18 protein-coding genes are annotated in these 16,027 nt (G+C 54.0%); 16 read left to right on the top strand and 2 right to left on the bottom strand.

The features are described 5' to 3' along the window. The first annotated feature begins 274 nt into the window (after positions 1–274). The 8 genes from V4U84_RS14965 to V4U84_RS14930 all read left to right on the top strand — a co-directional run bounded on the left by V4U84_RS14965 (position 275) and on the right by V4U84_RS14930 (position 6,604). A complete protein-coding gene (locus tag V4U84_RS14965; protein WP_334077440.1) occupies positions 275–1,669 on the top strand; it encodes a right-handed parallel beta-helix repeat-containing protein in 1,395 nt (464 codons plus the stop codon). Beyond that, entirely contained in the window at positions 1,669–2,217 is a 549-nt protein-coding gene (locus V4U84_RS14960; protein ID WP_334077439.1) for a nitrous oxide reductase accessory protein NosL, read from the top strand. Before V4U84_RS14965 ends, V4U84_RS14960 begins: the two co-directional genes overlap by 1 nt. Next, positions 2,214–3,035, top strand: a complete 822-nt coding sequence (locus V4U84_RS14955; RefSeq protein ID WP_334077438.1) for an ABC transporter permease — start codon at positions 2,214–2,216, stop codon at positions 3,033–3,035. The genes V4U84_RS14960 and V4U84_RS14955 overlap by 4 nt, the downstream gene beginning before the upstream one ends. Next, on the top strand, positions 3,028–3,771 hold the full coding sequence (locus tag V4U84_RS14950) for an ABC transporter ATP-binding protein (protein WP_334074783.1): 744 nt from the start codon (positions 3,028–3,030) through the stop codon (positions 3,769–3,771). Before V4U84_RS14955 ends, V4U84_RS14950 begins: the two co-directional genes overlap by 8 nt. Beyond that, complete coding sequence (locus V4U84_RS14945; protein ID WP_334074782.1) at positions 3,764–4,318, top strand: TlpA family protein disulfide reductase; 555 nt, start codon at positions 3,764–3,766, stop codon at positions 4,316–4,318. Before V4U84_RS14950 ends, V4U84_RS14945 begins: the two co-directional genes overlap by 8 nt. Before the next feature lie 99 nt (positions 4,319–4,417). Next, entirely contained in the window at positions 4,418–5,254 is an 837-nt protein-coding gene (locus V4U84_RS14940; protein ID WP_334074781.1) for a sensor histidine kinase, read from the top strand. A 1-nt stretch (position 5,255) separates the two neighbouring features. After that, positions 5,256–5,927 carry a response regulator transcription factor gene (locus tag V4U84_RS14935; RefSeq protein WP_334074780.1) on the top strand — a complete coding sequence of 224 codons (672 nt, stop codon included), beginning with the start codon at positions 5,256–5,258 and terminating at the stop codon, positions 5,925–5,927. A gap of 404 nt (positions 5,928–6,331) precedes the next feature. Beyond that, positions 6,332–6,604, top strand: coding sequence for a 2-thiouracil desulfurase family protein (locus tag V4U84_RS14930; RefSeq protein WP_334074779.1), 273 nt, complete (start codon positions 6,332–6,334; stop codon positions 6,602–6,604). A 250-nt stretch (positions 6,605–6,854) separates the two neighbouring features. On the opposite strand, the gene V4U84_RS14925 is transcribed toward V4U84_RS14930, so the two are convergent. Next, positions 6,855–7,013: an asparagine synthase gene (locus V4U84_RS14925; RefSeq protein ID WP_334074778.1), complete on the bottom strand. Its 159-nt coding sequence runs from the start codon at positions 7,011–7,013 to the stop codon at positions 6,855–6,857. Positions 7,014–7,226: 213 nt separating this feature from the next. Here V4U84_RS14925 and V4U84_RS14920 point away from each other — a divergent pair, with 213 nt between their 5' ends. The 3 genes from V4U84_RS14920 to V4U84_RS14910 all read left to right on the top strand — a co-directional run bounded on the left by V4U84_RS14920 (position 7,227) and on the right by V4U84_RS14910 (position 10,269). After that, positions 7,227–8,108, top strand: a complete 882-nt coding sequence (locus V4U84_RS14920) for a carbohydrate ABC transporter permease (protein WP_334074777.1) — start codon at positions 7,227–7,229, stop codon at positions 8,106–8,108. Beyond that, positions 8,108–8,944, top strand: a complete 837-nt coding sequence (locus V4U84_RS14915) for a carbohydrate ABC transporter permease (RefSeq protein ID WP_334074776.1) — start codon at positions 8,108–8,110, stop codon at positions 8,942–8,944. The genes V4U84_RS14920 and V4U84_RS14915 overlap by 1 nt, the downstream gene beginning before the upstream one ends. A 62-nt stretch (positions 8,945–9,006) precedes the next feature. Beyond that, positions 9,007–10,269, top strand: coding sequence for an ABC transporter substrate-binding protein (locus tag V4U84_RS14910; RefSeq protein ID WP_334074775.1), 1,263 nt, complete (start codon positions 9,007–9,009; stop codon positions 10,267–10,269). 894 nt (positions 10,270–11,163) lie between these two features. On the opposite strand, the gene V4U84_RS14905 is transcribed toward V4U84_RS14910, so the two are convergent. Further along, positions 11,164–12,285: an FAD:protein FMN transferase gene (locus V4U84_RS14905; RefSeq protein WP_334074774.1), complete on the bottom strand. Its 1,122-nt coding sequence runs from the start codon at positions 12,283–12,285 to the stop codon at positions 11,164–11,166. 236 nt (positions 12,286–12,521) lie between these two features. Here V4U84_RS14905 and V4U84_RS14900 point away from each other — a divergent pair, with 236 nt between their 5' ends. The 5 genes from V4U84_RS14900 to V4U84_RS14880 are packed head-to-tail and all read left to right on the top strand — an operon-like array spanning position 12,522 to position 16,004. Next, positions 12,522–12,914, top strand: a complete 393-nt coding sequence (locus V4U84_RS14900) for a NusG domain II-containing protein (RefSeq protein ID WP_334074773.1) — start codon at positions 12,522–12,524, stop codon at positions 12,912–12,914. Continuing rightward, the gene (locus V4U84_RS14895) at positions 12,898–13,452 is read left to right on the top strand and encodes a Gx transporter family protein (RefSeq protein WP_334074772.1); all 555 of its coding nucleotides are present in this window, start codon (positions 12,898–12,900) and stop codon (positions 13,450–13,452) included. The genes V4U84_RS14900 and V4U84_RS14895 overlap by 17 nt, the downstream gene beginning before the upstream one ends. A gap of 40 nt (positions 13,453–13,492) precedes the next feature. Continuing rightward, complete coding sequence (locus V4U84_RS14890; RefSeq protein ID WP_334074771.1) at positions 13,493–14,329, top strand: ATP-binding cassette domain-containing protein; 837 nt, start codon at positions 13,493–13,495, stop codon at positions 14,327–14,329. Continuing rightward, positions 14,305–15,201, top strand: coding sequence for an energy-coupling factor transporter ATPase (locus V4U84_RS14885; RefSeq protein WP_334074770.1), 897 nt, complete (start codon positions 14,305–14,307; stop codon positions 15,199–15,201). Before V4U84_RS14890 ends, V4U84_RS14885 begins: the two co-directional genes overlap by 25 nt. A 2-nt stretch (positions 15,202–15,203) precedes the next feature. Further along, the gene (locus V4U84_RS14880; RefSeq protein ID WP_334074769.1) at positions 15,204–16,004 is read left to right on the top strand and encodes an energy-coupling factor transporter transmembrane component T family protein; all 801 of its coding nucleotides are present in this window, start codon (positions 15,204–15,206) and stop codon (positions 16,002–16,004) included. The last annotated feature ends 23 nt before the right edge of the window (positions 16,005–16,027 follow it).

The following is a 16,027-nucleotide window of genomic DNA, read 5'->3' as shown; positions in this document are numbered from 1 at the left end:
TGTAAATTTATACAAAACTCTGTTTTTGTATTCATGTAAAAAGCGATTGGTTATAGAAGGAATTATTTTGCAATTGCGCTCTGAGGACAGGACTTTTCAAGAGTTACTTTTTTAATGAATGTCATTAAAAAGTCACAATTATCCTCGTGTTCCCCGGAAATACCCCCCGTGAGGGCTATACGAAGTGATGAATGTTATAGCTTAATATATCGGTGAAAGTGGTTCCATTTTTGGAATGGGGAAAATCCAAGGATCGGAGTAGGTTTATGAAATTATGAACGGGAAGCGCTGGATGTTGGTGTGTCTATGTTTTGCCGCGGCCTGTTGGATCAGCCAGTTGTACATGGGGGATTCGAGCCAAGCTGCCCAAGCCGTCCAAGACAAAAAGCCTCCGATCCCGCTCCAGGAACTGGTGGATCGGGCGCGGCCGGGCGAGATTGTCCGGCTTAAGGCGGGGGACTATGCGGGCCCTGTCGTCATCGACAAAAAGCTGGTCCTCCAGGGGGAGGACGGAACTTTGCTCGTACATGATAGCCGGGGGCCTGCCATTACGGTGAAGTCCGAGGGCGTGGAAATCCGGGGTCTTGCTATCCGGCAGAAGGCGGAGGGGGAAGGCTCGGCGGCGGTACTCGTCCGCGCGGACAAGGCGGTCCTGCGGGAGTTGGACATCCGAACTCGCGGGTCCGGCATTTTGCTGCGCGAAGCGAGCGGCGGACGAATTGAGGATAACGTCATTACATGGGACAGGGCCGGGGCTAGACTCAGTCTTGGGCAGAAGGGTAACGGAATCGATCTTTACGGTTCACCTGACAACCGAATGATTCGCAATGAAATTCGGAACATGAAGGACGGAATTTACCTGGAGAACAGCCGGGGCCTTACCATCGAGAAAAACAGGATTTACGGCTCGCGTTACGGTATTCACTGCATGTACATCGACGGCTCCCGGATCGCGGGGAACCGGGGGGAATCGAACTTTACCGGTGCGATGATCATGGGAGTCAAGGATATCGTTCTATCCGACAACGTGTTCACCAAACAAAGCCAAAATGTTCATGCCCAAGGCATCCTGCTGTATGATGTGCGGACCTCGCTGATCGAAGGGAACAGGGTCGACGGGAACCGCGTGGGAATTTATCTCGAGCGATCCAGCGATAATGAGCTGCGGGATAACGCGGTTTACCGGAACTTCATCGGCATCCAGTTTGCGGATGCGGAACAAAACCGGATTCACGGGAACGATTTCGTAGCCAATGTGATCGAAGCGGAGGCGACGCAAAGCGGGGAGAACCAAATCGAACGGAATTATTGGGACTCCTTTGAGGGACTGGATCTGGACGGTGACGGGTTTAGTGAGACTGAATACGCAATGAACCCGTTTTACAAAAACCTGATTTCCCGGACTCCGGCCTTTCAGTTGTTCTTTCAGTCGCCCGGCATGACGTTCCTGAGCGATATGGTGGAGGAAGATCGGAAGCGATGGGCTAGGGATGGTTCGCCGTCGATGCATCTTCTTCACCCGGATCTTGACCCTGCGCTGGAGCGGGAGCAGGATCCGGCCGTGGAGCAGCGGGAACGGATTCCGGAGAAAGCGTTTATGCTGATCATCGCTTCCATGCTGTTTGCGGGATCGCTGGTCGTCATTATTTATTCGAGAGGAGCAAAATGATGAAAAAGGGATTTTTCGCTTTAGCGCTATTGACCGTGGTGTTGGTTATGCTGGCGGGCTGCGGGAGCAAAACGTATCAGCCGCAGGCCGTTAATGAAGATGTCGACGTTTGCGTGATCTGCAACATGCAGGTGAAGGATGACGCCTTTGCCACCCAGATCGTGCTGAAGGACGGGAAAAGCTTGAAATTCGACGATATCGGATGCATGAACGAGTGGAAGCGGAAGAACGATACGTCCCAGATCGGGATGGACTTTGTGCGAGATTACAATGATAAGGAATGGATCGAATTCAAAAAGGCGACCTACGTCTATGACGCCACCATTCGTACCCCGATGGCTTACGGGATTGTCAGCTTTAAGGACAAGGCTTCCGCAGAGGCATTTGTAGCCGAACAGGGGGTTGGGCAAATCATGAGCGCCGGGGAGCTGGCGAATCATACCTGGAAACAAAGCAAGGAAATGATGGAAATGCCGGGTCATATGGAGCATGGCGAAGAACACGAAGAAGGACACGGACAAGAGCAAGGAGAAGGACATGGATCATGACGGACCTGCTGCAAGTGGCCAAAAAGGAAATTAAAATCGGCTTTCGCAATCCATGGGCTTATTCCTTTTTATTGCTGTTCTCGGTGTTCAGCCTTAGCTTGCTGCTTGTAAATTCGCAAAACCGGATCGGCGGCTATTCGGGGGTTACCGGCTCCATGCTGAACTTGATCTTGTATCTGCTTCCCCTGATGGCCCTTTTTTTGGGCTCGTTTTCCCTGACGGCGGAAAAAGAGGAAGGAAGCTGGCAATTGCTCTCCACCTATCCGTTAGGAACGGTCCCGTTTCTGCTAGGCAAATATGCCGGGCTGTCGATCGTCCTGCTAACCATCCTCTCCTTCGGGTACGGGCTGATGGGGCTGGTTACCGTGCTGCTCGGAAAAGCGTTTGAAGTCGATACGTATTTGCTGTTCTTCATTTTTTCCTGCGGCCTGGTTTTGTTGTATCTGGCGCTCGCTTTATGGATTGGGGCCTTGTCCAAAAACCGTTGGCAGGCGATGACCATTTCCGTCATGGTATGGTTCTTTACCGTCATCGGCTGGACGACTCTGCTGATCGCAGTCTTGGGCTTGCTGCCCTACTTATGGATCAAACCGGTGCTGACTGTGCTGACACTGCTGAATCCGGCGGAATTTGTGCGTCTGTTCGTCGTCGTGAAGCTGGGCGGTGGTTCGGTGCTGGGAGCGGAATATTATCAATGGGTCGGCTGGATTCAAAAACCGGGCGGAAGTCTGCTGTTTGCCCTGCTATTTATCGTTTGGGCGGCTTGTGCGATTTCCGGCGTTTGCCGGATTTGGGAAAGGGGGAGGACACGTGGCTGAGCCCCTGGTCATCGTCAATAAAATTAACAAGTGCATCAAAGGGCAGCGGCTGGTGGCGGATATCTCTTTCGAGCTTGGAGCCGGCCAAATCGTCGGGCTTTGCGGCGGCAACGGCGCGGGAAAAAGCACCGTGCTGCGCATGGTGGCGGGGATTCTCCAGCCAACCTCGGGGGGCATTCGTATAAACGGCTTGGAGTGGAAAAAGGAGCGGAAACGGTTTTCGGAGCAGATCGGGTATATGCCGGACGATTTTCAGTTTCCGCAAGGTATGACGGCGGCCGAGATGCTGTCCTTCTGGGCCGGCTTGCGCAAGCTTCCCGCAGCAAGCGTACAGGAGGTCCTGGCGCTGGTGGGACTCGAGGACAAGCGGCACAAAGCCGTCGCTACGTTCTCCAAAGGGATGCGGCAGCGGGTGCTTTTCGCGCAGGCCATTCTGGCGAAACCGCCCCTGCTCATTATGGATGAGCCCACCAACGGGATGGATCCCTACTGGATCGGCGAGTTTATGGAACTGCTCAAGCAGATGAAACGTCAAGGGCAAACGGTGCTTTTTTCCACGCATCAACTGGAGCTCGCCGAGGAGCTCGCAGATTATGTCTTGTTTTTGAACTCCGGCCGAGTTTGCGGGGAAGGCCCTGTGGAGGTTTTTCGCAAAATGTACGGCGCACTGCCTCTTCATGCGGCCTTCCGGCACAGCCTGGGGCTGGATCCCGGGGGGAGGATTGCGGATGAATAAGGCTCTGAACAAGCGAAGGAATTCTTTTCTTGCGGCTGGAATACTCGCTTTGGTTTTGATTGCCGCGGGATGGGTTCTCTTGACGAATCTCTCCGGAAATGAGGGACAGTCGCAGTCCGGCAGGTTAACGGTTGGCAGCGCGGCGCCGGATTTTCAGGCTGTTGATATGGAGGGCGAAAAGGTGCCATTGTCCGATTACCGGGGGAAGGTGGTTGTCCTTAACTTTTGGGCCTCCTGGTGCGGTCCCTGCGTGAACGAAATGCCGCTCATCGACCGCGTCCGGCAATCGAATATCCCAGGCATGGAAGTATTGTATATCAATGTCGGTGAGTCGAAAGGAACGGTGCGCGAGTTTTTGACTCTGCATAAGTTTAATTTTCCCGCCCTGATTGATGCCACAGGGAAATTAGCAGGTCTTTACAAAGTGACTGGGCTGCCGGTGACTTACGTTCTTGACCCAGATGGAGACATCGCCCGGGTAGCCGTCGGAGAGATCCGCAGTGAGGAGCAGTTTCAAGCTTATATCGATGCCGCCAAAGAGGATTAATTCTGCATTTAATCCTCTTTGCTGCGCGCGGAACTTGTGGTTTGATACATTTAGGACATGAATCCCATGATATAAATCGCGAAACGGAGGAGTTGCAACTTGACCTATAAACAGATCAAATGGATGATTTTGTTCATTCCCACGCTGATCGTGGGGTTATGGGAATATGTGCGGCATCAGTTCCTGTTATCCTATATTTCCATGGATCTGGGCAACTGGCTGACGCCGTTGTTGGTCTATCTGGTCAGTGTGACCCTGCTGACTCAGCTGTTCTCCATGCTGGAAAAAATCCAGTCCGAACTGCAGGCCGAACGGGCCCAAAAAGCCGCTTTGGAGGCGCGCGAACAGCTGGCCAAAGAGCTTCATGACGGAATCTCCCAATCGCTGTTTTTGTTGTCCGTCAAAGCGGACCGCCTGGAGTATACGGAAGACCAGGCGAAGTTTGAGGAGGAGCTGTATAAAATCAGAAAAACGGTCCACGAAGTGAACCGCTATGTAAGACAAGCCATCGCCAACCTGAAATACGCCCCCGTCCCGGAGGACGAGTCGCCTTTTTTCGCCACCTTGGAGGATAAAGTCAAACAAACGGCGGGTGAGGTTCTCATCCCGATGGACATCCGGTGGGAGATCCCGGAGGACGCTTTTTCGCCCAAAGAGAAGGTGGAGCTTCTGGCTTGCATCCGTGAAGCCGTCGTCAATATTCAGAAGCATGCCCGGGCGGGAAAAGGATGGATTTACGCGGGCGGGACCCGAAGCGAATGGAAGGTGGAAATTAAGGACGATGGGCGCGGGTTCCAGGGGAATCCTTTTGAATCCAGGGGCAGTTACGGGCTTAGCATCATGAAGGAACGGGCGGAAGCGATGGGCTGGCGGCTCCGGATCCGAACGGAGGAACTGACGACGCTGGAACTGGAAAAGACGGGAGGAGGCGCATGAAATGAAGACGCGCGTGCTTGTTGTGGACGATCACGCCCACGCGAGGGAGGCGATCTGCGAAATTCTGGCGATGGATGACCAGTTTGAAGTCATCGGTGTGGTCAAAAGCGGCCAGGAGGCGATCGAGTTTACCGAACAGTGGATGCCCGACCTGATTCTGATGGATATTCAGATGCCGGGGATGGATGGTTTGGCGGCGACACAGCGGATCAAGCTGAGCTTTCCTTATGTCAAGATCGTCATGATTACTGTCTCGGATGATATGTTTCATTTGCTTGAGGCTTTAAAGCGGGGGGCCCAAGGGTATCTGCTCAAAAATCTGGCGCCTTCGACCTGGATGGATTATCTGCGCTCCATCGTCAACGAAGAAGCCCCCTTGAGCCGGGAGCTGGCCTTCGAAATTTTGAAGGACGTTTCTCTATCGAATAAGCGGGAAGTCGCCGGGGCCCTGACTCATCGGGAAAAGGAAATTTTGGGTCAGGTGGCCAACGGCCTCACAAACAAGGAGATTGGCGAAATGCTCAGTATTTCCGAGCATACGGTCAAAAACCACCTGAAAAACATCCTCCAGAAGCTGCAGGTGCAGAATCGGGTGCAGTTGACAAGGTATGCCTTGGAGCAAGGGCTGGTTGCCGGAAAGGGCGGTTTTAAAGGGGACAGGGAAGCTGACTAGGGTGCAGTACCGGCTGGAGACGGCAAGTCGTAGAAGCGATCGACGGCATCGTTCATTATCCGGTCGTAAACGGCGATAGTCCACCGTTTTGCCATGCTCCTGTTTCTTTTGCGGGGGATGATAACCGTAATGAAAAATAATCCCATAGCGCGCTTTTATATCCCAGTTGATGCGGTAGGTTGAACTAAAGAATTGACATACACACTTAACCATTCTACTAACGGGAAAACCTCCCGTTAATTTACCGCTCTTGACCCATGGATCCGAATTAACTGGAAAAACTCCATCTATTTCGCGGCTCAACCGCCGATATACGTAATTTCAGGCGAATTAACGGGAGGTTTTCCAGGTAATTGGCCCTATAGCCGCAAAGGCACCAAATTAACGGGAAGAAATCCCGTTAATTGAACAAAGAATTAGCGGAAGGGCAGGCCGTGGCGTTGTGCCCCGGGCTCCTTGGCGGATTTGCGACGCCGCGAGAACCGGCGGAAATTGTCGGCGGCACCGGAGAGGACGTTCTGCTCGACAAAGCCCGGGTGCTAACGAAATCCGGCGAGAACGCTACGGATATGGATGGGAAGGGGGCCGAGGGGGGAGCGCCTTGCCAAAGAGGCCGCCGCCACGGCCGCCGTGCCGAAGGAATTCCGCCCGTCGTGCGGGAGCGCCATGATTTATGACGGCCGCTTTGCCAACGGCGGAGTGCCGGCAACGGAGTTACGGACGTCTTGATCGAACGGGAAAGGATACCGGTCGTCTCCGAGAATGGATCGGTGAAATCATCGATGGGGAATAACAGCGGTTGGCGTTATGATCTTATGCCATCATGCCCAGGCTTGCGGTAATAAATCACGCAGGCTTTTTTTATTTATGGATAAAACGCATCAAAAAGTCCGGAAGCCCTAAGCCCCCGGACATCCTCCAACTAGGCTAGCGGTGCTCGATCAGATCGATCGCGCCGAGCACAAGGTGGGCCAGGCCAAATCCGAGAGCCCCGGTTGCAGCAAGCTTATACTTGCTTCCAAGCAGTGATGCGGCAGAAGCGGACACTACAGCTCCAAGAACGGTAGGAATCAAACCTTCACGCATGCGTAACACCCCTTTGGACTGGTTTGGAAAGACAACGTTATTTTGGGAAGGCTGGGGGCCATTTATACATCGGGCCAGATTCAAAGCTTTAACCGATAGGGTAAAAAGAGGGCAAAACAGTTGTATAAGTTGAACTATTGATCCAGAATCATTTCACACTCTTGCCTATCGCTAAATTGCTAGTTCAACTTATACAGTCAAGGGGGAAAGAGCATGAAACGGAGAAAAACGTCCCAACTGACGCAACAGCTCGTGTTTGTTGGACCCTCCACGATATTTTTCGTCCTGATCGTGGCCGTTCCGTTTTTTCTCGGCTTATATTACGCCTTTACGGACTGGAACGGGATTTCGAGGCAGGCTGATGTTGTCGGCGTCCGCAATTTCGTCCATATTTTCACCAAGGATCCGGCCTTTCTGAATTCTTTCTGGTTTACGGCCAAATTTACCGTGCTCGGTGTCATTCTCACGAATGTGGTGGGCTTCGCGCTGGCGTATTTTTTAACGAAGCGTTTGTACACGCGGAACGTGATGCGGACGGTCTTCTTTATGCCGCACGTCATTGGAGGCTTGCTGCTGGGGTTCATCTGGCAGTTCATTTTTGTCCGGGGGTTCGCTTCCATCGGCGGGGCGACCGGAATTCCCTTCTTCCAGCTGCCGTGGCTGGGGACGGAAGCCACCTCATTCTGGGCGATCGTGATCGTGTTCGTGTGGCAAAATGCAGGTTACCTTATGGTCATCTACATATCCGCCATCAACAATGTGCCGAAAAATCTGATCGAAGCGGCCAAGGTCGACGGGGCCGGACGCAGGCAGGTGCTGAGGCATGTCATTGTCCCTTTGGTCATGCCGGCGGTCACGGTCTGCCTATTCCTGGCGATTTCCTGGTCGTTCAAACTGTTCGACCTGAACTTGTCCCTGACCAAAGGGGGGCCGTACAAATCGACCGAGTCGGTGGCGCTGAACATCTACAATGAGGCGTTTACAATCAGCCGTTTCGGCATGGGCTCGGCCAAAGCCATTATTTTCTTCATTATCGTGGCGTTGATCTCGATTCTTCAGGTCCGGGCGACCAAGCGCAGGGAGGTTGAACTGTGATGGATACAGCCAAACGTTACCGTGGCGGCATGCTGCTGGTCGAGGCGCTTTTGATCCTCGGCGGACTGGTGTTTCTCGTTCCTTTTTACTTCCTGGTGGTGAACTCGGTAAAAACCTTCGGGGAGATTCTCAGCGACGCGGCCGGATGGCCCGCCGTACCCCAATGGAGCAACTATGCGGAAGCCTGGGACAAAACCTCGTTCCCGAAGGCGTTCGGCAACTCGCTGCTCATTACGATAGCCAGCAATTTACTGCTCGTGCTGATGTGCTCGATGGCCGCTTACCGGATGGCCCGCAAGCCGACGGGATATAACCGTTTCTTGTATGCGGCCTTCGTCGCCGCTATGGTCATTCCTTTCCAGGCCATTATGATTCCGCTGGTCAAGGTGTCCAGCCTGCTCGGCCTCATGAACTCGACCTGGGGACTGATCGTCTGTTACCTCGGCTTCGGCGCGCCGCTGACGGTATTCCTGCTGCACGGCTTCGTCAAGTCGGTACCCGTGGACATCGAAGAAGCGGGGCGGGTCGACGGCTGTTCGGCGTACGGCATTTTCTTCCGCATCATTCTGCCGCTGATGCAGCCGATCGCGGTGACGGTCATCATCTTGAACACGCTCTGGATCTGGAACGACTACCTGATGCCTTCGCTTATTTTGCAGAAACCCGAGCTGTATACGATTCCGATCGAGACCTTCGCCTTCTTCGGCCAATACACCAAGCAGTGGGACCTGGCGTTGCCGGCCCTGGTGCTCGGAATCACGCCGATCGTGATCTTTTTCCTGACCATGCAAAAATACATTATCGAAGGCATCGCGCAAGGTTCGGTTAAGGGGTAACCGGGGGCCGGGCGATTCGATAAAGAGATCGACAAGAGTGGTGGAAGGAGAGTGAGTCAGACATGAGAAGGGGTAAACAGGCACTGCTCCTGCTGGTGATGGCGCTGCTCGTCGCCGGTTGCGGCAAAAGCGGTCCGGACATGGACGGAGGACGCAAGGTGCTGCATATTTTTCAATTTAAAGTGGAGATTGCGGAAGCGATGGAACGCCTGAAGGCGGAATATGAAAAAGAGCATCCGGACATCAAGCTCGACATTCAGACGGTAGGCGGAGGCAGTGATTATGGCGCTTCATTACGGTCGAAATTCGCCTCCGGCGAAGAACCGGATATTTTCAATATCGGCGGCTACACGGAAATGGAGATGTGGCAGGAGTATCTGGAAGACTTGACGGACGAACCGTGGGTAAAGGACGTCAAAAAGATCGCCCTGGAGCCGATGACCAAGGACGGCAGGCTGTATGGCATGCCGGTGAACTTGGAGGGATACGGGTTTATTTACAATAAGGATCTGTTCGCCAAAGCCGGTATCAAGGAAAAGCCGGTCACGCTCAGCGGGCTGCGCGAAGCGGCCGAGAAGCTGAAGGCGGCGGGGATCACGCCGTTCTCCAACGGCTATCAGGAGTGGTTCGTGCTCGGGAACCATAACGTCAACGCCGCCTTTGCGAACCAGAAAGATCCGGCGGATTTCATCCGGGGATTGAACGAAGGCAAGTATAAATTTGCCGATGACCCCGTATTTGAGCAGTGGACAAAATTGCTGGGTATGACGCTGGAATACGGCAACCCGAACCCGCTGACCACGGATTACAACACCCAGGTGACGATGTTCGCCAACGGGGAAGCGGCCATGCTGCAGCAGGGCAACTGGACCCAGGTGCAGCTGGACGGCATCAATCCCGACCTGAATCTCGGCATCCTCCCGATGCCGATCGACGATACGGGAGAGGACAACGACAAGCTGTTCGTCGGTGTCCCGAATAATTGGGTCATTTACAAGGATTCCCCGATGAAGGAAGAGGCGAAGGAGTTTCTGAACTGGCTCGTCACCTCGGAAACGGGCAAACGGTTCATCACGAAGGAGTTTAAATTCATCCCCGCCTTCGACAGCATTCAAGGAACGGAGAAGGACCTCGGCGCCCTTGGGATGGAAGTGCTGAATTATACCGATACCGGGAAGGCGCTAACCTGGAACTGGTTTCGCTTCCCGAACGGAATGCCTTCCGAATTCGCCAGCATTATCCAGGCCTACATCGGAGGCAAAATCGACAAAGCGGGGATGTTCGAACAGTTCCAGCAGAACTGGGACAATCTCAGCGTCGAATAAAAAGGCCGTAAAATGGACGCAAGCGTCAAACGGTTTATTCCAAACCGTCGACGCTTGCTTTTTTGTTTCTTTAATCGTATATTGCAACCCGTACCTTCATGTACACGTGAAGGATGTTGGCGTGTGGTTCCTGCCTAGACTACAACCGTAACTGCAGACGGTTTCCAAAACAACAAAAGCCCTACCTCTCATTTGTCCTTGCGGCTCCGATGACCGCGCCAGTGTGAATCAGAAATCTACGAAAATTCTTACTCGTTGGGTCATTCAAATAGGAATTTCATACCGGATAAGGTATTAGGAGAGTTATAATCTTTTGAGGAACTACTATAGAGGGTTTAACAATCAGTATTAATCTTACAGTAACTTTCATGAAAAGTCAAATTTGGACTTTCAGACCGCCATTGAACTCGAACATCGGCCTCTGACACATGGTGTTGCCCGCCACATTAACGGCCTTTTGGGGCGTTATTTCGATGTCATCGGGAATGAATTCCTGCAAAAGGTCAGGCTTTCCGGCGGGTAAAACGCCTAGGGAAGTCTAACGGCTGTAGCAGCCGTTATTTAACGAAAAGTAGCCCTTTCGAAATTCTAGCGGTCGTGAGCGCCGTTATTTCCCTGGATTCTCGCCCAAACAGCCTGTTTATTCGAAATAAGCGCCGTGGCGACCGTTAGAATGGGAAGTCGGCGTTTTCGGGGCAAATAACGGCTGTGGCAACCGTTAGCGTTAATTTTCGTCTTTCTTGCAAAGCTGCTCATGCGACGGCGGTTAGGGAAATGGGGCACGCCGGATCCAACGTAAGGCCCTTATTCACCTGTCCGCTTACAAATTATGGACCCCATAATCTTCAGAAAAATCCCCGCCTCAATAAAACGGCGGGGATTTTTCTGCGTAAATTAGTTGGCGAACGTGTAGCTGTCGTTGGTTTTCTTCAACATTTGCTTGAATCCGGGGGAAGCGTACAGTTTTTTGTCCTTCGTGATAAAAAGGACTTCCGTGTTTGGCGTATTTTCCGCGAATTTGAGTCCTTCTTCGATCCCCATGATCAGCAGGGAGGTATCCATCGTATCGGCATCCGTGGAACGGTCCGTCACGATCGTGACGCTGCTGATATTGTTATCGACCGGGTAGCCGGAACGCGGATCGATGATATGCTGGTACAGTTTGCCGTCTTCCACGAAGAAGCGCTCGTAAATCCCCGCGGTTACCACGGTTTTGTCTTCGACCCGGACAGTTCCGATCGGGTTGCCCCGTTCCTGGGAGGGATCCTGAATGCCGATGTTCCAGGTGGATCCGCCCGGCTTGCTGCCCATCGCAAAAATATTGCCCCCCAGGTCGATGATCGCGCTGCTGAAGCCCTGCTCCGCCAAGTAATCGTAGATGGCGTCCGCGGCATAACCCTTACCGTAGGAGCCAAGGTCGATCTGCATCCCCTTGTCCCGCAGGTAAATCTCGTGCTTCTCCGGGTTGAGCTCAATCTTGCGGTAATCCGTCAGCTTCCGGGCGGCTTCGATGTCCGCGGCGGGAGGGACATGCGCCCCCTCATGGCCGATGTTCCATAAGCTGACGAGCGGTCCGATCGACGGGTCCAGCAGGCCGTCCGTTTTTTGCGCATAATCGACGGCGAGCTGAACGAGTTCGAACGTATCCGGCGAAACCTCCACGGGGGCAATGCCCGCTTGCGCATTTACCTTATGGATCTCGCTGTCCTCATTCGTCCGGCTGATTTTGCGGTCGATGTCCTTCATCAGGGCTTCCAGCTCTTTAAAGTTCCCGGCGGTAGCCCGGCTATCATATATTTTGATGGTGACGACGGTATCAAATATAAAAAAGGTCTGGACCAAAGGCTTCATGGACGTCCCGGACTTCGACGAATCCTTGGAAGAAGTGGCGGCCCGCGCATCAGCCGGGGAGTCCGCCGCTTTCCCATTCGCGGAATCGCCGCCCGCGCATCCTCCAAGCAGCGCCGTAATCAAGACCAGGGTCAGCAACAGGATTGCCGTTTTTTTCTTCTTCATATGCGTAGCCTCATTTCTCCCGTTATCTCGCCTTGATTTTAGCAGAAATAAAAATGAGCTAAAAGTACTTTCATTCACAAAGTAAGAATTATTCTAATAAACTGCCCTTTAAGTGATGATTTTGTGAAATGGGTCCTAGATTGAGACATTTGTCACACGGGAGTGAGGAAAGTTACAGGTATAATGGGTTCATCTAAGATTTATATAATTAAAAAATAAGATAAAAGGAGTTAGCCATGAAACGTGGAGATATCCTGCTGATCGGGCTGATTGTTGTCATTGCCGCGGCTTTCTTGGTCCCCCGTTGGTTTGATGGGGATTCAAGTGAAAAATATCACAACGAACCCCGTGTAGCTAAAATTTCTGTGAACGGCAAGCCGTTTCGCACGGTGGAGTTAACCGGAGAAGAACAGGAGATTGAGATTAAAACGGAGTACGGCTACAACCTCTTGAAAATTCATGATTATGGCATTGAAATGATCGATGCCGACTGTCCGGATAAAGTGTGTTATACGTTTGGATTTATTGAACGCAACGGCGGGACTATCGTTTGTTTGCCGAACAAGTTGCTTGTAGAAATCGAGGGGGCGTCCGGGGAAGGAGATGAGCTCGATGCCGTCGTTAAATGAACAATCCCATTTGGCCCTAAAAAGAACGGTCATCATCGCTATTTTTGCGGCGGTTGCGGTCGTGCTGAGTCTGGTGGAGAGCGTTATTCCCATCAATATGAGCGTTCCCGGAGCAAAGCTCGGGCTGGCCAACATCATGGTGCTCACATGTCTTTATTTCCTCCGGGCCAGGGACGCCATGATGATGGTGCTATTAAAAACACTGCTGACGGCTTTTATTTTCGGCACTTTTTCCAGTTTTCTATTCAGCATCATGGGGGCGCTGTTCAGCTTCGCGGCGATGTGGTTTCTGCTGCTGGTCGGCCGCAAGCGGCTTAGCGTGATCGGAATCAGCATCGTGGGAGGTATCGCCCATAACATCGGGCAGTTGACCGCCGCAGCTCTGTACTTCAAAACGTCAAATATATTCTATTACTTGCCGATGCTGCTCCTCATGGGGGTATTAACCGGCATTGCGGTCGGCATTGCGGTGCGCTATCTGATTCCTTCCTTGTCCAGACTGGCGCTGTTCGACGGGTTTTTGACCGAATCCGCCTAGCTGAGAAAGGGCCGGGAATCGGCCGGAAAGGAGAATGGCGATGAATGCCACCAGGCTCGCCTATGAACTGCAGCACGTCTCTTTTGCTTACGAGCCGGAACATCCGGTCCTTAACGAATTGTCCTTCTCCATCCCGCAGGGAAGCTGGGTCTCCCTCGTCGGCCCCAACGGCTGCGGCAAATCAACTCTGGCGAAGCTGCTGGGGGGGCTCCTGTCCGTTAATGCCGGCGCCATTATAGTAGAAGGAATCCCTCTGCTCAAGGAGACCGTTCAGCAAATCCGTCCGCGAATCGGGATGGTGTTTCAGAACCCGGATAACCAGTTTATCGGGGCCACCGTCGAGGAGGATATCGCCTTCGGCTTGGAAGGGAGATGTCTGCCGCGCGGGGAGATGGCGAAGCGGGTTCGCCATTACGCCGATAAGCTGGAAATCGGCCATCTGCTGTCCAAACACCCTTCCGAGCTGTCGGGAGGGCAGAAACAGCGGGTCGCCGTCGCGGCGATTTTGGCGATGGAGCCCGGTATTCTTATTTTTGACGAAGCCTCATCCATGCTGGATGAACGGGCGCGGGGAGAACTGCTGGCCATTTTAAAAGAAATGAAGCGTTCCGGGAGGTACACCATGATCTCCATCACGCATGACGCCGGGGAGATCCTGGCTTCGGATCGGGCGATCGTGCTGCATAAGGGAGGGCTGGCGGCGGATTTGCCGCCCCGTGAATTGTTCCGAGACGAAGCTCTGCTGGAATCCTGCCGGCTGATTGCGCCCTATGGCATCCGGCTCTCGTGTGAGCTCCGTAAGCGGGGGATTTGCCTTGCGGCCGAGTCTCCGGAGGAGGTGGCGGACGCGATATGGCAATTGAATTCGAGCATGTAAGCTTCGCCTATGACGACCGCAGCCTGTGGCGTCAAAGCGCGTTGGAGGATATCAGCCTGAGGCTGGAGGAGGGCGGATTTGCCGCGGTTGCCGGAGCCTCGGGATCAGGGAAATCGACGCTGCTGCAGCTTTTCAACGGAATTTTAAGGCCGACCGGGGGAACGGTCCGGGTGCTGGACTGTCTAATTCAAGCCGGAGAGAAACCTCTGCCGCTGCGCGATCTTCGCCGGCGGGTAGGCCTGGTGTTCCAGTTTCCGGAACAGCAGCTGTTCGAGGATACGGTGGAAAAAGATCTCTGCTTCGGTCCGTTAAACTTCGGCATGACGCTGTCCGAAGCGAAGGGACGGGCGAGCAGAGCGCTGGAGATGGTCGGTCTGGACGATTCCCTGCTGGAGCGAAATCCGTTTCACCTCAGCGGCGGGCAGATGCGCAAAGTGGCGATCGCTTCCGTCCTGGCGATGGATCCGGACGTGCTTGTGCTGGATGAGCCGACCGCTACACTCGATCCGCAGAGCCGGGCCGAGCTCGCGCTTCTGTTGTCCCGGCTGCATCGGGAGCAAGGCAAGACGGTGATCGTCGTTACGCACCGTCTGGAGGAAATGCTGCCGTACGCCGACCTGTGGATCGTCATGAAGGAGGGCAAAAAGGCATTCCAAGGGCCCACCGCCGAATTGGTCCGGGAGGCGGGGCGGTTGCAGCGCGAATGCGGCCTGACGGTTCCGGCATGCATCGCCATGTGGAACGAAATCGCGGGCAGGTTTGGCCTGGGCGGCGAGGAGCCGTGCCTGACGCCGGAGGCGCTTGCGGCACGCCTTCACCTCTTGGTGAACGCGCCGCGCGGTCCAGGCAGCCATACGGGGAAAGGGGGATAACCGTGCGCAATAAACTGCTGTTCGGACGCCGGATCGATACCGGCTCATGGATCCATGGCCTGGATCCCAGGGCCAAGCTTACCGGTATGCTGCTGTATCTCGCGGCGATCGTGATCGTCGGCTCATGGCAGGCGCTTGCTTTTGCCGCGGTCTTTTCCCTGGCTTATATGGCGGCGACACGGATCCCGATCAAGTATTATGTCAAGGCCGCCAAGCCGCTGTGGGCGCTGATGGTGTTTATTTTTGCCGTTCAGTGCCTGACGGTGGAGCAGGGCCAAGTGCTGTGGCGCATCGGGTCCTGGGCGCTATATACCGGGGGGATAAGGAGCGGCTTCATTGCCGCCTCGCGCATGGCGCTGCTCGTTTCGTTTACGGCGATTCTGACGTTTACCACCACCCCCGGGCTTCTAAACCAGGGCTTGGCGGGTGTGCTGGCGCCTTTTCAGAAAATCGGACTGCAACCCCAGCGCCTGACGCTGATGATGAGTATCGCACTGCGGTTTATCCCGACGATTTTGGAGGAGACGCAAAAGATTTTGAAGGCTCAGGCCGCCCGGGGCGCGGATTTGAGGGAGCTTCCCTGGCGGGAGAAGGGGAGAATGCTCGTCTCCCTGCTGGTGCCGGTGACGGTCAGTGCTTTTCGCCGCGCCGAAGAGCTGGTTCTGTCGATGGAATCCCGGGGATATACAATCGGCGCGCCGCGCACGGAATACCATCAACTGAGCTGGAGCCGCCGGGATACCTGGTTTGTATTGTCGTATGTTGCACTGATTGCGGCGGTATGGATGCTGCGCCGGATTTAAGAGAAACCGTGCGGATAGACGCG

This window comes from Paenibacillus sanfengchensis (assembly GCF_036864765.1).
In the GTDB taxonomy this organism is placed as follows: domain Bacteria; phylum Bacillota; class Bacilli; order Paenibacillales; family Paenibacillaceae; genus Fontibacillus; species Fontibacillus sanfengchensis.
This window is presented reverse-complemented; position numbering and strand designations above follow the sequence as displayed.